Source organism: Streptomyces sp. NPDC048415 (assembly GCF_040651675.1).
In the GTDB taxonomy this organism is placed as follows: Bacteria; Actinomycetota; Actinomycetes; order Streptomycetales; family Streptomycetaceae; genus Streptomyces.
In genome coordinates this window covers 64,477-80,392 of the sequence record NZ_JBEZKJ010000025.1, presented here as the reverse complement: position 1 = coordinate 80,392, position 15,916 = coordinate 64,477, and the positions used below count along the sequence as shown (strand labels likewise).

The 15,916-nt window shown below is 71.5% G+C and carries 16 protein-coding genes and 1 riboswitch; of the genes, 9 read left to right on the top strand and 7 right to left on the bottom strand.

The genetic code is table 11. The features are described from left to right. Window positions 1–187: 187 nt before the first annotated feature. The 3 genes from AB0D27_RS18940 to thiO all read right to left on the bottom strand — a co-directional run bounded on the left by AB0D27_RS18940 (window position 188) and on the right by thiO (window position 2,343). Window positions 188–982 carry a thiazole synthase gene (locus AB0D27_RS18940; RefSeq protein WP_362509612.1) on the bottom strand — a complete coding sequence of 265 codons (795 nt, stop codon included), beginning with the start codon at window positions 980–982 and terminating at the stop codon, window positions 188–190. Between the two features lie 3 nt (window positions 983–985). Then, the gene (gene thiS / locus AB0D27_RS18935) at window positions 986–1,186 is read right to left on the bottom strand and encodes a sulfur carrier protein ThiS (RefSeq protein WP_362509609.1); all 201 of its coding nucleotides are present in this window, start codon (window positions 1,184–1,186) and stop codon (window positions 986–988) included. Then, the gene (thiO, locus tag AB0D27_RS18930) at window positions 1,183–2,343 is read right to left on the bottom strand and encodes a glycine oxidase ThiO (RefSeq protein WP_362509607.1); all 1,161 of its coding nucleotides are present in this window, start codon (window positions 2,341–2,343) and stop codon (window positions 1,183–1,185) included. Before thiO ends, thiS begins: the two co-directional genes overlap by 4 nt. Then, window positions 2,341–2,454: riboswitch (TPP riboswitch) on the bottom strand. It overlaps the preceding gene by 3 nt. A 52-nt stretch (window positions 2,455–2,506) precedes the next feature. On the opposite strand from thiO, the gene AB0D27_RS18925 reads away from it, so the two are divergent. The 6 genes from AB0D27_RS18925 to AB0D27_RS18900 all read left to right on the top strand — a co-directional run bounded on the left by AB0D27_RS18925 (window position 2,507) and on the right by AB0D27_RS18900 (window position 7,564). Beyond that, a complete protein-coding gene (locus tag AB0D27_RS18925) occupies window positions 2,507–2,866 on the top strand; it encodes a hypothetical protein (RefSeq protein WP_362509604.1) in 360 nt (119 codons plus the stop codon). 114 nt (window positions 2,867–2,980) lie between these two features. Continuing rightward, window positions 2,981–4,144 carry an FAD-dependent oxidoreductase gene (locus AB0D27_RS18920; protein ID WP_362509680.1) on the top strand — a complete coding sequence of 388 codons (1,164 nt, stop codon included), beginning with the start codon at window positions 2,981–2,983 and terminating at the stop codon, window positions 4,142–4,144. A gap of 247 nt (window positions 4,145–4,391) precedes the next feature. After that, on the top strand, window positions 4,392–4,763 hold the full coding sequence (locus AB0D27_RS18915) for an Rv2175c family DNA-binding protein (protein ID WP_362509602.1): 372 nt from the start codon (window positions 4,392–4,394) through the stop codon (window positions 4,761–4,763). A gap of 92 nt (window positions 4,764–4,855) precedes the next feature. Next, the gene (gene thiE / locus AB0D27_RS18910; RefSeq protein ID WP_362509599.1) at window positions 4,856–5,515 is read left to right on the top strand and encodes a thiamine phosphate synthase; all 660 of its coding nucleotides are present in this window, start codon (window positions 4,856–4,858) and stop codon (window positions 5,513–5,515) included. A 100-nt stretch (window positions 5,516–5,615) separates the two neighbouring features. Continuing rightward, the gene (gene metF / locus AB0D27_RS18905) at window positions 5,616–6,539 is read left to right on the top strand and encodes a methylenetetrahydrofolate reductase [NAD(P)H] (protein WP_362509596.1); all 924 of its coding nucleotides are present in this window, start codon (window positions 5,616–5,618) and stop codon (window positions 6,537–6,539) included. A 56-nt stretch (window positions 6,540–6,595) separates the two neighbouring features. Further along, window positions 6,596–7,564, top strand: coding sequence for a hypothetical protein (locus AB0D27_RS18900; protein ID WP_362509593.1), 969 nt, complete (start codon window positions 6,596–6,598; stop codon window positions 7,562–7,564). Window positions 7,565–7,614: 50 nt separating this feature from the next. Here the strand turns inward: AB0D27_RS18900 and AB0D27_RS18895 are convergent, their stop codons facing one another. The 4 genes from AB0D27_RS18895 to AB0D27_RS18880 all read right to left on the bottom strand — a co-directional run bounded on the left by AB0D27_RS18895 (window position 7,615) and on the right by AB0D27_RS18880 (window position 13,320). Next, window positions 7,615–9,108 (bottom strand): NAD(P)/FAD-dependent oxidoreductase, encoded by a 1,494-nt coding sequence (locus AB0D27_RS18895; RefSeq protein WP_362509590.1) that lies wholly within the window; start codon window positions 9,106–9,108, stop codon window positions 7,615–7,617. Window positions 9,109–9,843: 735 nt separating this feature from the next. Beyond that, window positions 9,844–10,494, bottom strand: coding sequence for a TetR/AcrR family transcriptional regulator (locus AB0D27_RS18890; RefSeq protein ID WP_362509587.1), 651 nt, complete (start codon window positions 10,492–10,494; stop codon window positions 9,844–9,846). Between the two features lie 35 nt (window positions 10,495–10,529). Continuing rightward, window positions 10,530–12,614: a YhgE/Pip domain-containing protein gene (locus tag AB0D27_RS18885; RefSeq protein WP_362509585.1), complete on the bottom strand. Its 2,085-nt coding sequence runs from the start codon at window positions 12,612–12,614 to the stop codon at window positions 10,530–10,532. After that, window positions 12,586–13,320, bottom strand: coding sequence for an ATP-binding cassette domain-containing protein (locus AB0D27_RS18880; protein ID WP_362509582.1), 735 nt, complete (start codon window positions 13,318–13,320; stop codon window positions 12,586–12,588). Before AB0D27_RS18880 ends, AB0D27_RS18885 begins: the two co-directional genes overlap by 29 nt. A gap of 167 nt (window positions 13,321–13,487) precedes the next feature. Here AB0D27_RS18880 and AB0D27_RS18875 point away from each other — a divergent pair, with 167 nt between their 5' ends. The 3 genes from AB0D27_RS18875 (at window position 13,488) to AB0D27_RS18865 (ending at window position 15,671) form a co-directional block, all read left to right on the top strand. Next, entirely contained in the window at window positions 13,488–14,027 is a 540-nt protein-coding gene (locus tag AB0D27_RS18875) for an SAV_6107 family HEPN domain-containing protein (protein WP_362509579.1), read from the top strand. A 202-nt stretch (window positions 14,028–14,229) separates the two neighbouring features. After that, window positions 14,230–15,000 (top strand): methyltransferase, encoded by a 771-nt coding sequence (locus AB0D27_RS18870; RefSeq protein WP_362509576.1) that lies wholly within the window; start codon window positions 14,230–14,232, stop codon window positions 14,998–15,000. A gap of 275 nt (window positions 15,001–15,275) precedes the next feature. Then, entirely contained in the window at window positions 15,276–15,671 is a 396-nt protein-coding gene (locus AB0D27_RS18865) for a DUF3040 domain-containing protein (RefSeq protein ID WP_362509573.1), read from the top strand. The last annotated feature ends 245 nt before the right edge of the window (window positions 15,672–15,916 follow it).

The following is a 15,916-nucleotide window of genomic DNA, read 5'->3' as shown; positions in this document are numbered from 1 at the left end:
ACCGGAGCGGGACTGCAGCCGACCTGTGACGCACATCGCAGGCAGCGAGCGGGCAGCCCGCGACACAGCCGCGACGAATGCAGCGCCCGCCAACGGCAAGAACCCCCGCGGAAGGCCCGCGCACTCCCCAGACGACTGGAAACGGGCGGTGCGCGGGCGGGCCCGAACCCAGCGCAGCGCCGGGCACCTAGAAGGCGGGCCTCTCGGGATCCAACCGCGCCAGCCCCTCCACAGGAGACGACGCCTCGGCGAAGTGCCGTCGGGGGATACGCCCCGCCCGGTAGGCGAGCCGGCCGGCCTCGACGGCGTGCCGCATGCCCTCTGCCATGAGCACCGGCTCCTGGGCGCGCGTCACGGCCGAGGCGAGCATCACCCCCGCACACCCCAGCTCCATCGCGAGCGCCGCGTCGGACGCGGTACCGGCTCCCGCGTCCAGAATCACCGGCACGCGCGCGTGCTCCACGATCAGCTGGAAGTTGTGCGGATTGCGGATGCCGAGCCCGGACCCGATCGGCGACCCGAGCGGCATGATGGCGGCGCAGCCGACATCCTCCAGCTTCCGCGCGAGCACAGGATCATCGTTCGTGTACGGCAGCACGGTGAACCCGTCGTCGACCAGCGTCTCCGCGGCGTCGAGCAGCTCGATCGGATCGGGCAGCAGCGTGCGCTCGTCGGCGATGACCTCCAGCTTGACCAGGTCGCTGCCGAGCGCTTCGCGCGCGAGACGAGCGGTCAGCACGGCCTCGCCCGCGGTGAAACAGCCCGCCGTGTTGGGCAGGACGCGGATGCCGAGCTTGTCGAGCACCGACAGCACCGAACCGTGGACGCAAGCGTTTACGCGCCGCATCGCGACCGTCGTCAGCTCCGTGCCGGACGCCACGAGTGAGCGCTCCAGGACGTCAAGGCTGGGCGCACCGCCGGTACCCATGATCAGACGGGACGAGAAGGACGTACCAGCGAGGACGAAGGGATCGTCGGCCATGGCTCAGCCTCCTTGGACGGCGGTGAGGACTTCGATGCGGTCTCCCTCGGAGAGGGCTGTCGACGACCACTGCGCGCGCGGGACGACGGTTTCGTTGAGCGCGGCGGCCACCCCGGACGGCGCGGGGGTGAGGGTGGCGACGAGCGTGTCGAGAGCGGTCCCCGTGTCGATGCGCTGTCGCTCTCCGTTGACGAAGATGTTCATGCGGGCTGCTCCGTGAGGGCGGCGGCGCCGAAGCGCCCGGGTGTGAAGGGGCGGGCCACGTCGGGGAGTTCGCCGGTGGTCAGGACGTGCGCCATCGCGTCACCGGTGATGGGGGTGAGCAGTACGCCGTTGCGGTAGTGCCCGGTGGCCAGCAGGAGCCCGTCCAGTTCGGTCGGGCCGAGCAGCGGCGCGTTGTCGGGCGAGGCAGGGCGCAGTCCGGCGCGCGTCTCCGTGAGTGGCAGCTCGGTGATCCCGGGCACCAGCTCATGGGCGTCGCGCAGCAGTTCGTACACGCCGCCGGCGGTCACTGTCGTGTCCCAGCCCAGCTCCTCGCTGGTGGCGCCCACGACGAGTTCGCCGCTCTCGCGCGGCACCAGGTAGACCTGGCTGCCGCGCACGACGGCACGTACCGTGCGGCTCAGGAAGGGCGCGTACCGCTTCGGCACGGTCAGGCGCAGTACCTGCCCCTTCACGGGACGCACGGGCGGCAGGACGTCGTCGGGGACGCCCGCCAGACGCCCGCTGAGGCTGCCCCCCGCCAGCACGATCTGGCCGCCGGCGAGCTCGGTGCCATCGGTGGTGACCGCTCCGGCGGCCCGGTCCCGTACGACGCTCAAACGCTCCGCCCACGCCCGGTGGAACACCACACCGGCCCGCTCACACGCCGTGACCAGGGCCCGCGCGAGGCGGCGCGGATCGACCTGGTGATCGCCGTCGACGCGCAGACCTCCGCGTACGCCGGGCGCGAGCATCGGCTCAAGACGGCGGCACTCGCGACCGCTCAGCCACTCCGAGTCGAGCCCCGACCGGCGTTGCAGTGCGTGCAGTTCCCGCAGATGGGCGCGGTCGTCGGCGTCCAGCGCGACGGCCAGCGTGCCGCACTGTCGGTAGCCGAGGTCCTGGCCGCTCGCCTGGGTGAGCTCGGCGGCGAAGTCCGGATAGCGGCGCGCGGAGGCGAGATTGAGGCCCAGCAGGGTCTGCTCGCCGTAGTGCAGTTCGGTGACGGCGGCGAGCATTCCGGCGGCCACCTGGGCCGCTCCGCCGCCGGGTTCGGGGTCGACGACGGCGGTGGCGAACCCGCGTTGCGCGGCCCGCCAGGCCGTGACAAGGCCGATGATGCCGCCCCCGATGACAAGGACATCTGATGTACGCGACATGGGCGTCCAGCCCCTCCCTTCGCCGGCATGACCCGGATCAGGTTCGTACGGTCGGAGGCCGTCCCAGCCTCCCTCTCAGCCCGGTGCGTCCGGGCTCCCGCGAGTGCTTTACGGTGACCACCCTAGCCCGCCGCCACCTTTCCCAGTAAGGGAGCCTCCGTCCATGGCCCGTTCGCTCGACGGCCTCGTGCTCGCCCCGGTCGCCGACCAGGCGCCGGGTCAGGTGGGCACCCGCACCCGGTTCTCGTACCACGAGAAGGACGGCGAGATCTGGGCCGAGTACACGGGCGGCGACGTCGTACGCGGGCACCTCGTGGGTACCCGTGAAGGCGACCGCCTCGACTTCCGGTACGTGCAGCTGAAGCGCGACGGCAGCACCTCGTCGGGGCGCTGCGCGTCCCTCGTGGTGGAGCTGCCCGACGGACGCGTGCGTCTGGAGGAGACCTGGGAATGGGAGTCGCAGGCGGGGAGTGGGACGAGCGTGGTGGAGCAGCTCCGCGAGAAGTGTGGAACAGCTCACTGAGCCCGGCCGCTGACTGACAAATTGTCAGGTGTCTATGGTGATCAGGTGAGCGAGCAGACGCAGGCGCAGTCGCAGGGGCGTACGGCACGGCGGGTCGTGATCGTGGGCGCGGGGATGGCCGGGGTGCAGAGCGCGGTCGCGCTGCGCGAACAGGGCTTCACCGGCACCGTGACACTGATCGGTGCGGAGCCGCACCAGCCGTACGACCGGCCGCCGCTGTCCAAGGCCGTCCTGCTCGGCAAGGCCGAGGGCTCCGCCTTCGACGTCGACTTCGAGGCGCTGGACATCGAACTGCAGCTCGGGCGCGAGGCGCTCGGCCTGCGCCCCGGCGACCACGAACTGGACACGGCCACCGGACCCGTGCCGTACGACGTCCTGGTCGTCGCGACCGGAGCGGAACCGATCCGGCTGCCGGGCGCGGAGGGCGTGCCCGGGGTCCATCTGCTGCGCACCCTCGACGACGCCGAGCGGCTGCGTCCCGTCCTCGCCCAGCAGCACGACATCGTGGTCGTCGGGGCGGGCTGGATCGGCGCCGAGTTCGCCACGGCGGCGCGCGAGGCGGGGTGCGCGGTGACCGTCGTCGAGGCCGCCGACCGGCCGCTCGCGGGGGCGTTGCCCGCCGAGGTGGCCGCGCCGATGGCGGCCTGGTACGCGGACAGCGGGGCCACACTGCGTACGCACGCGCGCGTGGAGCGCGTCGAGCCCGGCGCGGTGGTGCTGGACGACGGCTCCCGGGTGCCCGCGGGCGCCGTGGTCGTCGGCATCGGCGCGCGTCCGGCCACCGCCTGGCTCGCCGGCTCCGGCATCGAGCTCGGTGCCCATCGCGAGGTCCTGGCCGACGACCATCTGCGCACCTCGGTACCGGATGTCTACGCGGTCGGCGACTGCGCCTCCTTCCCTTCGGGAAGGTACGAGGGCCGTCTCCTGGTCCACCACTGGGACAACGCCCTCCAGGGCCCGCGCACGGTCGCGGCGAACATCATCGGCGAATCCCCGGCGGCGTACGACCCGGTCCCGTACTTCTGGTCCGAACAGTTCGGCCGTTTCGTCCAGTACGTCGGCCACCACGCGCCCGCCGACACGACGGTGTGGCGCGGCGACCCCACGGGAGTCGCCTGGACGGTCTGCTGGCTCCGTTCCGGACGCCTGGTCGCCCTCCTGGCGGTGGGCCGCCCGAGGGACCTCGCCCAGGGTCGCAGGCTCATCGAGTCGGGCGCCCTGATGGATCCGGAGCTGTTGTCGGATCCGGCGAGGCCTCTCAAGGCGGCCACGGCGTAATCCGTCACAAGGCGGTCACGGCACAGTCCATCACACGGCGGCCACGGCGTAATCCGTCACTAGGCGGCCACGGCATAGTCCGTCACACGGCGATCACGGCGAAGTCCGTGACACGGCGATCACGGCGAAGTCCGTGACACGGCGATCACGGCGAAGTCCCTCATAAGGCGGCCAAAGGCGTCATCCGTCACCCCAGGTCGGACGCCCTTGGCTTCCGACTGTCAGTCCGGGATGGCAGGCTTGTCCCGTGACCGAGATTGACGCAAAGATCGATGCTCTCGTCCCCGCCTGGCTCACCCTCCCCGACATCGCCGAACAGCTCGGCGTCGAGGTGACCCGCGTCCGGCAGTTGGTCAAGGAGGGCCAGCTGATCGCCGTACGCCGTGGTGAGAACCGCGCGCTGCACGTCCCCGCCGCCTTCATCGACGGGAACGAGCAGAAGGTCGTCAAGGGCCTGTCCGGCACCCTGACGCTCCTGCGGGACGACGGCTTCACCGACGAAGAGATGCTCGAGTGGCTCTTCACCCCCGACCCGACCCTGCCCGGCACCCCCGCGCAGGCTCTGAGCGAGAATCGCGGCACGGAGGTGAAGCGCCGCGCCCAGGCGCTCGCCGTCTGACCTGAACCAAGACCGTCCGGCGTACGGACCACGGTTCGCCGGGCCACCCCGGCCGCCCTGGTCCGTACGCACCGACAACGGGGGACATACGCATGCCCGAGAACGCCGCCACCACCGTCCGCGCCCAGCTCGCCGACGCCCGCGTCTACCTGTGCACGGACGCCCGCAGACGCCAGGGCGACCTCGAGGAGTTCCTCGACGTGGTCCTGGAGAGCGGCGTCGACATCGTGCAGCTGCGCGACAAGGGCATGGAGGCGGCGGAGGAGCTGGAGCACCTCCAGGTCTTCGCGGACGCCTGCGCCCGCTACGGCAAGCTCCTCGCGGTCAATGACCGGGCCGATGTCGCTCACGCCATCCAGGCCCACGTACTGCACCTGGGCCAAGGCGACCTCCCCGTCCCCGCGGCCCGCGCCATACTCGGCGACGACATCCTGATAGGCCGCTCCACGCACGCCGAGTCCGAGGTCGCGGCCGCCGCCGTGCAGCAGGACGTGGACTACTTCTGCACCGGTCCCTGCTGGCCCACCCCCACCAAGCCCGGCCGCCACGCGCCCGGCCTGGACCTGGTCCGTTACACGGCGGCGCTGGGCACCGCCCGTCCCTGGTTCGCCATCGGCGGCATCGACCTGGGCAACCTCGACGAGGTGCTGGAGGCGGGCGCCCGGCGGGTTGTCGTCGTACGGGCGATCACGGAGGCGGAGGACCCGGGAGCCGCGGCGGCGGACTTCGCGAAGCGGCTGCGCGGCGCGTAGGCGCGCGGTGACTGTCCGAGGGGTGGACAAGAAGTCGGCAAATCGGACAATTCCCCTCGCTTCGGTTGGGGGACCGGCGCCCCCTGGCTAACCTGCGGGTATGGCCCTCGGATCTGCTTCCACCAGGACTGATCGCGCACGCACCGTGCGCGACATGCTCGCGACCGGCAAGAAGACGTACTCGTTCGAGTTCTCCGCGCCGAAAACCCCCAAGGGCGAGCGGAACCTGTGGAACGCGCTGCGCCGGGTCGAGGCCGTCGCGCCCGACTTCGTCTCCGTGACCTACGGCGCGGGCGGCTCGACGCGCGCCGGCACCGTCAAGGAGACCGAGCAGATCGTCGCCGACACGACGCTCACCCCGGTCGCCCACCTCACCGCGGTCAACCACTCGATCGCGGAACTGCGCAACATCATCGGTCAGTACGCGGACGCCGGGATCCGCAACATGCTCGCGGTCCGCGGCGACCCGCCCGGCGACCCCATGGGCGAGTGGGTGCCGCACCCGACGGGTCTGACCTACGCGGCCGAGCTGGTCCGTCTCATCAAGGAGTCCGGCGACTTCTGCGTCGGCGTCGCGGCCTTCCCGGAGATGCATCCGCGCTCCACCGAGTGGGACCTGGACGTCGCGCACTTCGTCGACAAGTGCCGCGCGGGCGCCGACTACGCGATCACCCAGATGTTCTTCCAGCCGGAGTCGTATCTGCGGCTGCGCGATCGCGTCGCGGCGGCGGACTGTGCGACGCCGGTCATCCCCGAGGTCATGCCGGTGACGAGCGTGAAGATGCTGGAACGGCTCCCCAAGCTCAGCAACGCCTCCTTCCCGGACGCCCTCAAAGAGCGGATCCTCACAGCCAAAGACGATCCGGCGGCTGTACGCTCCATTGGCATTGAGTTCGCCACGGAGTTCTGCGCGAGGCTGCTGGCCGAGGGAGTCCCCGGATTGCACTTCATTACGCTGAACAACTCCACGGCGACGCTGGAAATCTACGAGAATCTGGGCCTGCACCACCCACAGCGGGCCTAGACCGGTCGCACCCGCGTACGACACACTGCGTAGCGGCCACTGGGAGAGGGGCGTACATGGGCTGGACGGTCCTCTATATCGCGTTCGGCGTCGTCGCGTTGTGGCTGCTCGGCGAGGTCCTGCTGCAGTACAAGGCGCGGCTGCGCTACCGGCTGCTCGCCTTCGTCGGCTTCCTCGGTGTGGTCCTCGGCGTGCTGATGCCCTCCGTGGTGGTCATCGGCCTGGGCGCCGCCGCCTTCGCGGTCGGCCAGACCTACGTCACGCTCTCCTTCCGCCAAGGCTTCGCGCAGGGCTGGGCCATCAACGGCCGCTCCGCGTCGAGCAAGCCCGGCAAGCCCAGCAAGCGCCGCCGCGGCGAGCCGGACCACCAGGACCCGACGCTGGAGGTCTCCGACCTCGAGGCCACCGACGGCGCGTCCCTTCCGGACGACGACCAGTACGCCGGCGATGACGACGTCTTCTCGCCCGCGCAGTCCGACCGGTTCATGCCACCGGGATCCGGCGAGCCCGCGGCCGCCGAGACCACCGCCGTGTACGAGCCGCAGCCGCTGCCCGACGACACCGGCTCGTACGGCATATACAGCGACACGGCGTACGCGACCGACCAGTCCTACGCCGCCCAGTCCCAGGACCAGCAGGCGTACGCGACGGCCGCCCAGTCCCAGGACCAGCAGGCGTACGCGTACGACGGCTACTCCGGCTACGACCAGCAGCAGTACGCCTACGACAACGGCCAGCAGCAGTACGCCGCCTACTCCGACCCGTACGTCGGGACGCAGACGTACCAGGGTGCCTCGTACGACACCACGTACGGCGGCGACCAGCAGTACACGCAGCAGCAGGGCTACGGCCAGGACCAGTACGCCACCGGCGGCTACGGCGGAGAGACCCCGGCCGCCGGTGTCTGGGTGCCGCAGCAGCGCGGCACCGACGACCCGTACGGCGGCGAACTCCCGCCCGAGCAGCCGTATCCGTACCAGGGCAACGGCACCGGCAACGGGTACGACGAGCAGTACCGGTACTGACGCTTCGCGGCCGGGATTTCCTCGGGCCCTCTTTCAGTCCACCGGTGTGCTCACTGCGAGCCCCGGAACTCCGGCCCCTCCACGATCAGTCCGGCCACAAGGGCGCCCGACATGCCCGCGTGCGGGAGTCCGCCGCCGGGGTGGGTCCAGCCGCCGACCGTGAACAGACCCGGTATGCGGGTGCTGTTCGACGGGTGCAGCAGTCGGCCGTCCGCCGCCGCGAGCGCGGGGGCGGGAACCGCGCCGCCCGCAGCTCCGGTCACCTCCGCGATGTCGTCCGGGGTGCGGACCTGGTGCCACAGGAGACGGTCGGGCAGGCCCGGCACGGCGCGCTCGGCGACGCCGAGGACCCGCTCCACGTCCTGCGCGGACGCCGGACTGCCCGCCGGTACGGTGACGGTCAGCGTGGCCGCCTCGTGCTCCTCGTCCGGGACCAGCGCGGGGTCGTCGGGGCGCGAGACGACGACCGTGGGCGCGACCGGAAGCCCCGGGCGCTCACCGAAGAGCCGGTCCAGCTCGTCGTCGCGGTCGACCGTGTGCACCACCGTCCGATGCGCCACCCCCTCGGGCCGCCCACCGCGCAGCGCCAGCAGCACGGTCAGCCGGCTCGGCGCCCCGCGCTGCGGCGAGACCCCACCGTCACCCCGTGGCGCCGTCCCAGGGACGAGGCCGTCCAGCACGCCGGGCGCGACACCCGCGACCACGAAGTCGGCGTCCGCCACCGTGCCGTCGGACAACTCGACGCCCGCCGCCCGCCCGTCCTTCTCCACGATCCCGGCGACCTCGGCGCCGAAGACGAACTCGACCCTTCGGGCGACACACCGCTCGTACACCGCACGCGCCAACTCCCGTATTCCGCCTCGCACACACCAGGTGCCGAAGGCGTGCTCCATGTAGGGCAGCACGGCCGCGCTCGCGGGGGTGACGCGCGGGTCGAGCCCGTACGCGAGAGCGTGGCTCTCCAGGAGGGCCCCGAGGCGTGGCTCGCGCAGTTCCCAGGCGGCGACCTCGGCGAGGGTGGCGGCCCGGCGGGTGCGCAGCAGCTTCTTGTGCGGCACCGAAGGGTAGGGCTCGCGCTCGGCGAGCACCGACCAGTTGGGCCACAGCGGCTCCTCCAGGAGCGGCCGGCGCGTGCGGTCCCACGCCTCGCGGGCCCGCACCAGGAAGTCACCCCAGCGCGCGCCCGCACCCGCCCCGAGCGCTTCGTCCAGCGCGGTGACGACGCCCGCCCGTGAGGCGTTCGGCAGGGACACCTGCGTGCCGTCCGGGAAGACGTGCCGTGCCGATGGGTCGACCTGGACCAGCTCGACGCATTCCTCCAGCGGCTGCTTGCCGGTCTTGACGAACAGATCGCGGTAGACCGCGGGCAGCGGCAGCAGGCCCGGGCCCGTGTCGAACGCGAAGCCGTCGCGCTCGAAACGGCGCACCGCACCGCCGTACGTCGCCGCGCGCTCGTACACCACCACCCGGTGGCCCGCGACGGCCAGCCGGGCGGCGGCCGCCATCGCGCCCATCCCGGCGCCGATCACCACAATCCGTGCCATGCCAGGGACTTTATCGGCCGCCACTGACAGTCCCGGTCGCGGTGTTCCGTCGGGCGGCGGTACCGCCCGCCGCTGGGCCGGGGGTGCACCGCCCCACTCCGAGTCCACGTATCGGAGCTTGTCGGCGACCGCCTCGCACAGGAAGACAACGCCCGGTGTGACCAGGATCTCAGGGCACTCAAGGGACTCGGGAGGTCGTCGCTCAGCCCGGTCGCGCGCCGAAGACGCCGAGGAGCAACACCGTCGCGCACGCGTTGACGCCGCCGGCCCAGCCGCTGGTGGTGTGCCTTGTGCGGGGCAAACCCCCAGGCCCCCGGCCAGGGGGAGTACGGACACGGACGCGATCGTAACCAGTCGGCAACGGCGCGCACTGGGCATGAGTGCCCAGGACTGAGTATTCGTACCTAGGGAGTGAGATGAGTACGCGCGCGGATGGGCCCGACCTGCGCGAACGGGAGAGTGGAGGCACGGAAAGGGGCGCGGCTCCGGTACCGCCGACACGGGGCGGCGGAACGGTCCTCGCGCCCTTGGCCGCTCCTTCCGCCGACACGTCGGCGGGAGCGAGACACGGGGGGACCCGGGGGACGACCGAACGGGGGCCCAACGGGGGAGTACGGGGAGTACGGGGGAGCACGGCGAAGCGCCGGTTCGAGTGGCCCGCGGGGGACGCGGCCACATCGGACCGGCGCTTTCGTGTGTGGCCCGCGATGCGGCTCCGTCGGGCCGGCGCCGCGTTCAGCGGTTGCCGCTCACGCGGCCCTGGAGCAGCCGGGACAGCGCCGCGTGGACGTCGTCGAGGGAGCGTTCCGGCTGGAAGGCCTGCCAGTCCAGGGCGGCCACCAGGACCATCCCTACCAGTGCGGCCGCCGTCAGCGGGATGTCGATCTCGTCGCTGAGCTCGCCGTTCGCCACACCGTCGCGCAGCACGCCCTCGACGACGGCGACCGCCTCCTGCCTCACCACCATGAGCGTGGACTGCCAGGCCCGGTTGGTGCGCCACAGCTCCGCGACGTACAGCTGTGTGAAGGCCGGATAGCGTTCGATGAAGACGAGCCCGGCCCGGATCATCGCGTCCAGCGCGTCGACCTTGCTGCCGCCGTCACGGGCGGTCTTCTCCGCCGCCTCCCGAAGGGAGGCGGTGAGGAGCCCCACGCCGTGCCGCAGCAGCTCTTCGAAGAGAACCGATTTGCTCGCGAAGTTGTAGTAGACCGTGCCCTTCGCGACTCCGGCGCGCTCGGCGATCTCGTCCACGGTGGTGGCGGAGAAGCCCTGTTCGGCGATCAGGGTGACGGCCGCCTCGTAGAGCTTCTGGCGGGTCGCCTCGCGACGGCTGCCGCCGCCCGCCGTGGTGCTGCTGCCGCCCGCCCTGGTGCTGCTGCTTTCCATGGCCCTGATTGTCACAGGAGCGGGTGTGCGAGCGGTCACAGGATCAGCTCCGGGTGCAGCCGGTCGAGGGTCCACACCTGCTTGCGGCGCGCCGACAGGGCGGTGAGTGCGAGGGCGCCCACCGTGAAGGCGGCCAGGACGGCGCACGCCTGCCAGACGGGCCCCAGGCCGCCGCCCGTGATGAGTCTCCTGAGGGCCTCGACGACGTAACTCATCGGCAAGAAGGGGTGGATCGCGTTGAAGAAGCGCGGACTGGTCTGGACGGGGTACGTGCCGCCTGCCGAGGTCAACTGGAGCATGAGCAGGGCGAGGACGAGGATCCGGCCGGCCGCTCCGAAGCGCGCGTTCAGCCACTGCACGATCGCGGCGAAGCACGCCGTCACCAGGAACAGGAAGCCCACCGTCCCGGCCGCCCTGGCCATCTCCAGGCCGATCGCCCAGTGGAGCACCGCCATCAGGAACGCCGTCTGCAGCACGCCAACGGCGGCCACCGGCAGCCAGCCCGCCAGCGCGATGCGCCAGGCGGAGGCGCCCGCGGCCAGCGCGCGCCGATTGAGCGGCTGGATCAGCATGTACGCCACCATGGCGCCCACCCACAGGGACAGCGGGATGAAGTACGGGGCGAATCCGGTGCCGTAGTTGGGCGCGTTGTGCAGATCCTTGGAGGCGAGCCGCACCGGGTCGGCCATGACCTGGGTGCGCTGGTCGCGGTCCTGCTTGTCGTAGTCGGGGATCCGGTCGACGCCGTCGTGCAGTTTGCCCGCGAGTTTCCCGGAGCCGCCGACGAGCTTGTACAGGCCCCCGTCGAGGTCGCCGGCGCCCGTCGTCAGCTCGCCGACTCCTGTGTTGAGGTCCACGGCGCCGGTCTTGGCCGTACCGAGCCCGGAGTGCAGCTTCTTGGTCCCCTTGGCGACCTTGTCCGCGCCCTCGTTCAGCTTGTTGATCTTGGAGACGGCGTCGGTAAGGTCCTCGGAGAGGTGCGGCGAGCGGTCAGCGAGCGCCTGGGCCTGCTTCTGGAGCGTGGCCAGGTTCTTGTCGAGCTTGTCCAGGTCGCCGTCCTGGTCGTCGACCAGCGTGTTGACGTCGTCGGCGACCTTCGCCACGTCCGCCGCCGCCTCCTTGGCCTTCTTCAGTTCGGGACACGCGGCGTCCGGGATCGGCAGGGTCTCGCAGCGCGCCTTGTAGACGGCGTTCAGCGTGGTGGAGGCCGTGTGGGCGCCCTTGGCGGCGGCCGGAGCCGTCTCCACCAGGGTGTCGAGGTTGTGGCGGATCCCCGAGGCGGAATCGGCGACGAGCTGGGCCGTGTCGCCGATCGACTTCTCGTTGTCCTTGAGGAAGGGACCCACCTTGCCCGCCACCCCGTTGACCTTGTCGGCCAGTGTCTGCGTGCCGTCCGCGACCTGCCGCGAACCGTCCTCCAGATCCCCGGCACCCTTGTTGAGTTTCTTCAGGCCCCCGGAGAGCTTCCCGCTGCCCTTCTTGGCCTCCTTCAGCCCGTCCGCGAGAGCCTTGGAGCCCTTCTTCGCCTTGCCGATGCCGCCGTTGAGCGTGTCGGCCCCGTCGGCGGCCTTCTTGGTCGCTCCATGGATGTCCGAGAACGAGATGAAGATCTTGTCCAGGAACGACCGCGAGGCCTTCGTGGACGCGGCCGTGCGCACTTCGCTGAACACCGTCCGGGAGATCTGCCCGACGATGTAGTTGTTCGCGTCGTTGGTACGCACCTGGAGCGCGCCCGTGCGCGGCGACTGTCCGGAGCTGGACGCGATCTTCTTACTGAAGTCGCCGGGCATGGTCAGCGACAGGTAGTACGTGCCGTTCTCGACGCCTTCGCGGGCCTCGGCGGCGCTCACCTCGTGCCACTCGAAAGTGTCGCTGTCGCGCAGCCCCTTGGTGATGGCGTCGCCCGCCGCGACCTTCTTGCCCCCGGCCGTCGCTCCCTTGTCGTCGTTCACGAGCGCCACGGGAATGCGGTCGAGACGGCCGTACGGGTCCCAGAACGACCACAGGTAGAGGGCGCCGTACAGCAGGGGCAGCAACAGGAGCGCGGCCAGTGCGGCCCGCGGGAGCGTGCCCCGGCCGAAACGCCTGAGCTCAAGAGCGGCCAGTTTCGGCGAACGCATCGGCCGTCTCCTTCTGGTGAGTGGACACGACGACGGCGCCCTCGGGAGCCTCGCTGCACACCGCCACGATGGTGGTGCCGGACTCGGCGATCGACTTCAACAGGGCCCAGACCTCGGCCCGTTCGGCGTCCGCGAGCTTGAGGTCGGTGTCGTCGACACCGAGCAGACGCGGACGGCCGATGAGGGCCAGCGCGACGGACAACCGCAGGGCTTCGAGCCGTTCCAGGTCGCGTACGGCGGTCCGCGACCCCTTGGGCAGCGCCTCCCGGTCGAGACCGGCGGCGGCCAGCGCGGCGTCGATCCGCAGCTTCGCCTCCGTCGCCCGCTCGCTGCGAGGCCTCAGCAGCCCGCGCAGCGAACCTCCGAACCGGCGCTGCAACAGCGCCCGTTCGCTCAGGTGCTCCCCGACGGTCAGCGCCGGGTCGAGGTCGGTGACCCCGGGTACATGCGCGAGCGCGCTCGACCGGCGCACCGCGGCCATCTGCTTCGGCAGCCTCGACGGGCCCACGGCGGCCGTCCCCTCGGTGGGCCTCATCCGGCCCGTGAGCGCGAGCAGCAGGCACGTACGGCCGGAGCCGGAGGGCCCCTCGACGGCGATCAGCGAGCCGGGCTCCGCGTCGACGCGGATTCCTCGGAACGCCCAGCCGCGGGGGCCCTTGAGCCCGAAGTCCTCGGCCGTGACGCCCAGTCCATGCGGACTGTCCACAGCTTCCCCATCCCCTGGAACTACTTTTGAACTGACTGGTCAGTGCAAAAACTATCCCGAACCTTCGATCGAAGCAAAAGGCCAGGTCAGAACGGATTGTCAGTGGCATACCTCACGATGGGCACATACGGCCACAGTGCCGTCACACAGACGACAGGAGGTTCGTCATGGCCAGCTCGTCCGCAGCCGCCGCCCGTCGGCGCCGCGCCACCGGCCCTGCCCCCTCACCGACCGGCCCGGCGAGCGACGTGCACCCCGTGCTGCGCCGGGCCACGGCCCCGCCCGCCGCCCTCGAACTGCTCGCCCAGGCCCGCGCCGGACTCGACGAGGCGACGGCCCTCGAGACGCCCAACGAGCGGTATGCGACGGCTCATCTGGCCGCCCTGCGCACCGCCGCCGCCGTCCTCGCCGCCCGGGGCCGGCCGGAGACCACGCCCCGACGCAGGGCACGCATCCGGAGCGCCTGGGAAGTGCTCCCCGAAATCGCGCCCGAACTGACCGAGTGGAGCGCCCTGTTCGCCTCCGGGGCCACCCGCCGCGCCCGCGCCGAGGCGGGCATCCAGGGCGCGGCCACCACCCGCGACGCCGACGACCTGATACGCGACGTGGCGATGTTCCTGCGCCTCGTCGAGCGCATGCTGGTGCTGCAACCGGTGCTGCCCCAGCCCCGCCAGGAGGGAGACCAGGACGTCCCGAACGCGGGCTGACCGGCGCGGGAGCCGCACACCGGCCTACCCGCTTCACCACGCACCCGGCACCGGAGCCGCCGCATGAGACGGGGGATCGGGTACGGGGGTGAAGGCAATAGGGTGGAGGCGCCTGAAGCTTTCCGCGCCGACAAGGGGCCCGGGAGGCCGCCCGTTCGCTCCGCCGTGCAACAGGCGGTGCCGCGCCGAGGAGTCAACTGCCGTGTCGGACCCGATGCGCCCCCGCGCTTCTCTCCGTACCGCCGTGGTCTGGGAGGTCCTCAGGGACGCCCTGGACCGCCGGGTCAAGGCCACGGGGCGGGAGTCCCTCGACGTACTCGACACCGGGGGCGGCAGCGGCAACTTCGCCGTGCCCGCCGCCCGCCTCGGCCACCGCGTCACCGTCGTCGACCCCAGTCCGAACGCCCTGTTCGCGCTGGAGCGTCGGGCCGCCGAGGCCGGCGTCGCCGACCGTGTGCAGGGCGTCCAGGGCGACGCGCACGGCCTGTTCGACGTGGTCGAGCGCGGTGGCTACGACGCGGTGCTGTGCCACGGCGTTCTGGAGTACGTGGACGACCCGGCCGAGGGCGTGCGCAACGTGGTGGACGCGCTGCGCCCCGAGGGTGTCCTCAGCCTCCTCGCCGCCGGCCTGGGCGGAGCCGTGCTGGCCCGCGCCCTCGCCGGACACTTCAAGGAGGCCAGGCAGGCGCTCGATGACCCGGACGGACGCTGGGGCGAGGGTGATCCCGTACCCCGCCGTTTCACCGCCGAACAGCTCACCGCCCTGGTCGAGGGCGCAGGCCTGCGCGTCGGTGCCGTACACGGTGTGCGGGTCTTCGCGGACCTGGTGCCGGGGGTCCTGGTGGACACCGAGCCGGGCGCCCTGGAGGCGCTGCTGAAGCTGGAAGCGGCGGCGGCCGAGCTCGCCGCGTTCCACTCCGTGGCCACACAGCTCCATGTGCTCGCTGAGGCGCCGGGGGCCGGTGAGGGCTGAGCCGCCTCCCGTGGTGCGCCGCTGATCAGGGGCTTGGCGGCAGATGGAGTACGCCACAGACCCCCCGATCGGGTGCTCGGCGCCGTATGATCGATGGAGACCGTCCGGCATGACGGACCGTTCGCTGGGGAATGCACGCTTCAGTGGATCGGGGTGCCATGGCGGGTTCCGGTTGGCGAATTGGCGTAGAGGGGCGGGTTTCACGGGGGCGATTCCCTGCCTATCCTGAAGGGGACCCCCGGTCGCCCCGGCGACTGCACGATGAGGAGGACTCCGTGCCGCTCTCGGAGCACGAGCAGCGAATGCTCGAGCAGATGGAGCGAGCGCTGTACGCCGAAGATCCCAAGTTCGCGACAGCGCTTGAGGGAAGCGGGCTGCGTACGTATACCCGGCGACGGGTCTACCAGGCGGTCGCGGGCTTTCTGGTGGGTATCGCGCTCCTCATGGCCGGAATGGTCGCAGTACAGATCTGGCTGAGCGTGGTGGGCTTCCTCGTCATGCTGGGCTGCGCGGTGCTTGCCGTCACCGGTTGGCGCAAGGCCCCCAAGCCGGGGGAACAGCCGGCCGCGCCGGGCACACCCGCCGCTCGCCGGCAGGGCCGACAGCGCCGCTCCGTGATGGACCGCATCGAACAACGCTGGCAGCGCCGGCGCGACGAACAGGGCCACTAGCCCTGGGGCGCGCCCCAAAGACACCACTGAGGGGGTGTCCACCCATTCCGGGCGGACACCCCCTCAGCCGTCGTAGCTGCGGGCGCCGTCCCACAGAAAGCGGCATCCCGTAAGCGCCGCGCGCGCCCCACCCGAGCTCAGCCCGATGCCGAGGGCTTTCTCGACGCGGCACCCGGCGCCAGTGGCTGTGCCCACACTCCCCCCACTCTCGGCGTCGCTCGAGCGGGGGGGACGACCATCGCCCT

Excerpts from the sequence above, each read along its gene's own strand:
- thiS (WP_362509609.1), bottom strand. The coding sequence starts at position 1,186 with ATGAACATCTTCGTCAACGGAGAGCGACAGCGCATCGACACGGGGACC.
- AB0D27_RS18890 (WP_362509587.1), bottom strand. The coding sequence starts at position 10,494 with ATGGAAAGCAGCAGCACCAGGGCGGGCGGCAGCAGCACCACGGCGGGC.
- AB0D27_RS18920 (WP_362509680.1), top strand. The coding sequence starts at position 2,981 with ATGGCCGGGGTGCAGAGCGCGGTCGCGCTGCGCGAACAGGGCTTCACC.
- AB0D27_RS18900 (WP_362509593.1), top strand. The coding sequence starts at position 6,596 with ATGGGCTGGACGGTCCTCTATATCGCGTTCGGCGTCGTCGCGTTGTGG.
- thiE (WP_362509599.1), top strand. The coding sequence starts at position 4,856 with ATGCCCGAGAACGCCGCCACCACCGTCCGCGCCCAGCTCGCCGACGCC.
- AB0D27_RS18875 (WP_362509579.1), top strand. The coding sequence starts at position 13,488 with ATGGCCAGCTCGTCCGCAGCCGCCGCCCGTCGGCGCCGCGCCACCGGC.
- AB0D27_RS18940 (WP_362509612.1), bottom strand. The coding sequence starts at position 982 with ATGGCCGACGATCCCTTCGTCCTCGCTGGTACGTCCTTCTCGTCCCGT.
- thiO (WP_362509607.1), bottom strand. The coding sequence starts at position 2,343 with ATGTCGCGTACATCAGATGTCCTTGTCATCGGGGGCGGCATCATCGGC.
- AB0D27_RS18925 (WP_362509604.1), top strand. The coding sequence starts at position 2,507 with ATGGCCCGTTCGCTCGACGGCCTCGTGCTCGCCCCGGTCGCCGACCAG.
- metF (WP_362509596.1), top strand. The coding sequence starts at position 5,616 with ATGGCCCTCGGATCTGCTTCCACCAGGACTGATCGCGCACGCACCGTG.
- AB0D27_RS18895 (WP_362509590.1), bottom strand. The coding sequence starts at position 9,108 with ATGGCACGGATTGTGGTGATCGGCGCCGGGATGGGCGCGATGGCGGCC.
- AB0D27_RS18885 (WP_362509585.1), bottom strand. The coding sequence starts at position 12,614 with ATGCGTTCGCCGAAACTGGCCGCTCTTGAGCTCAGGCGTTTCGGCCGG.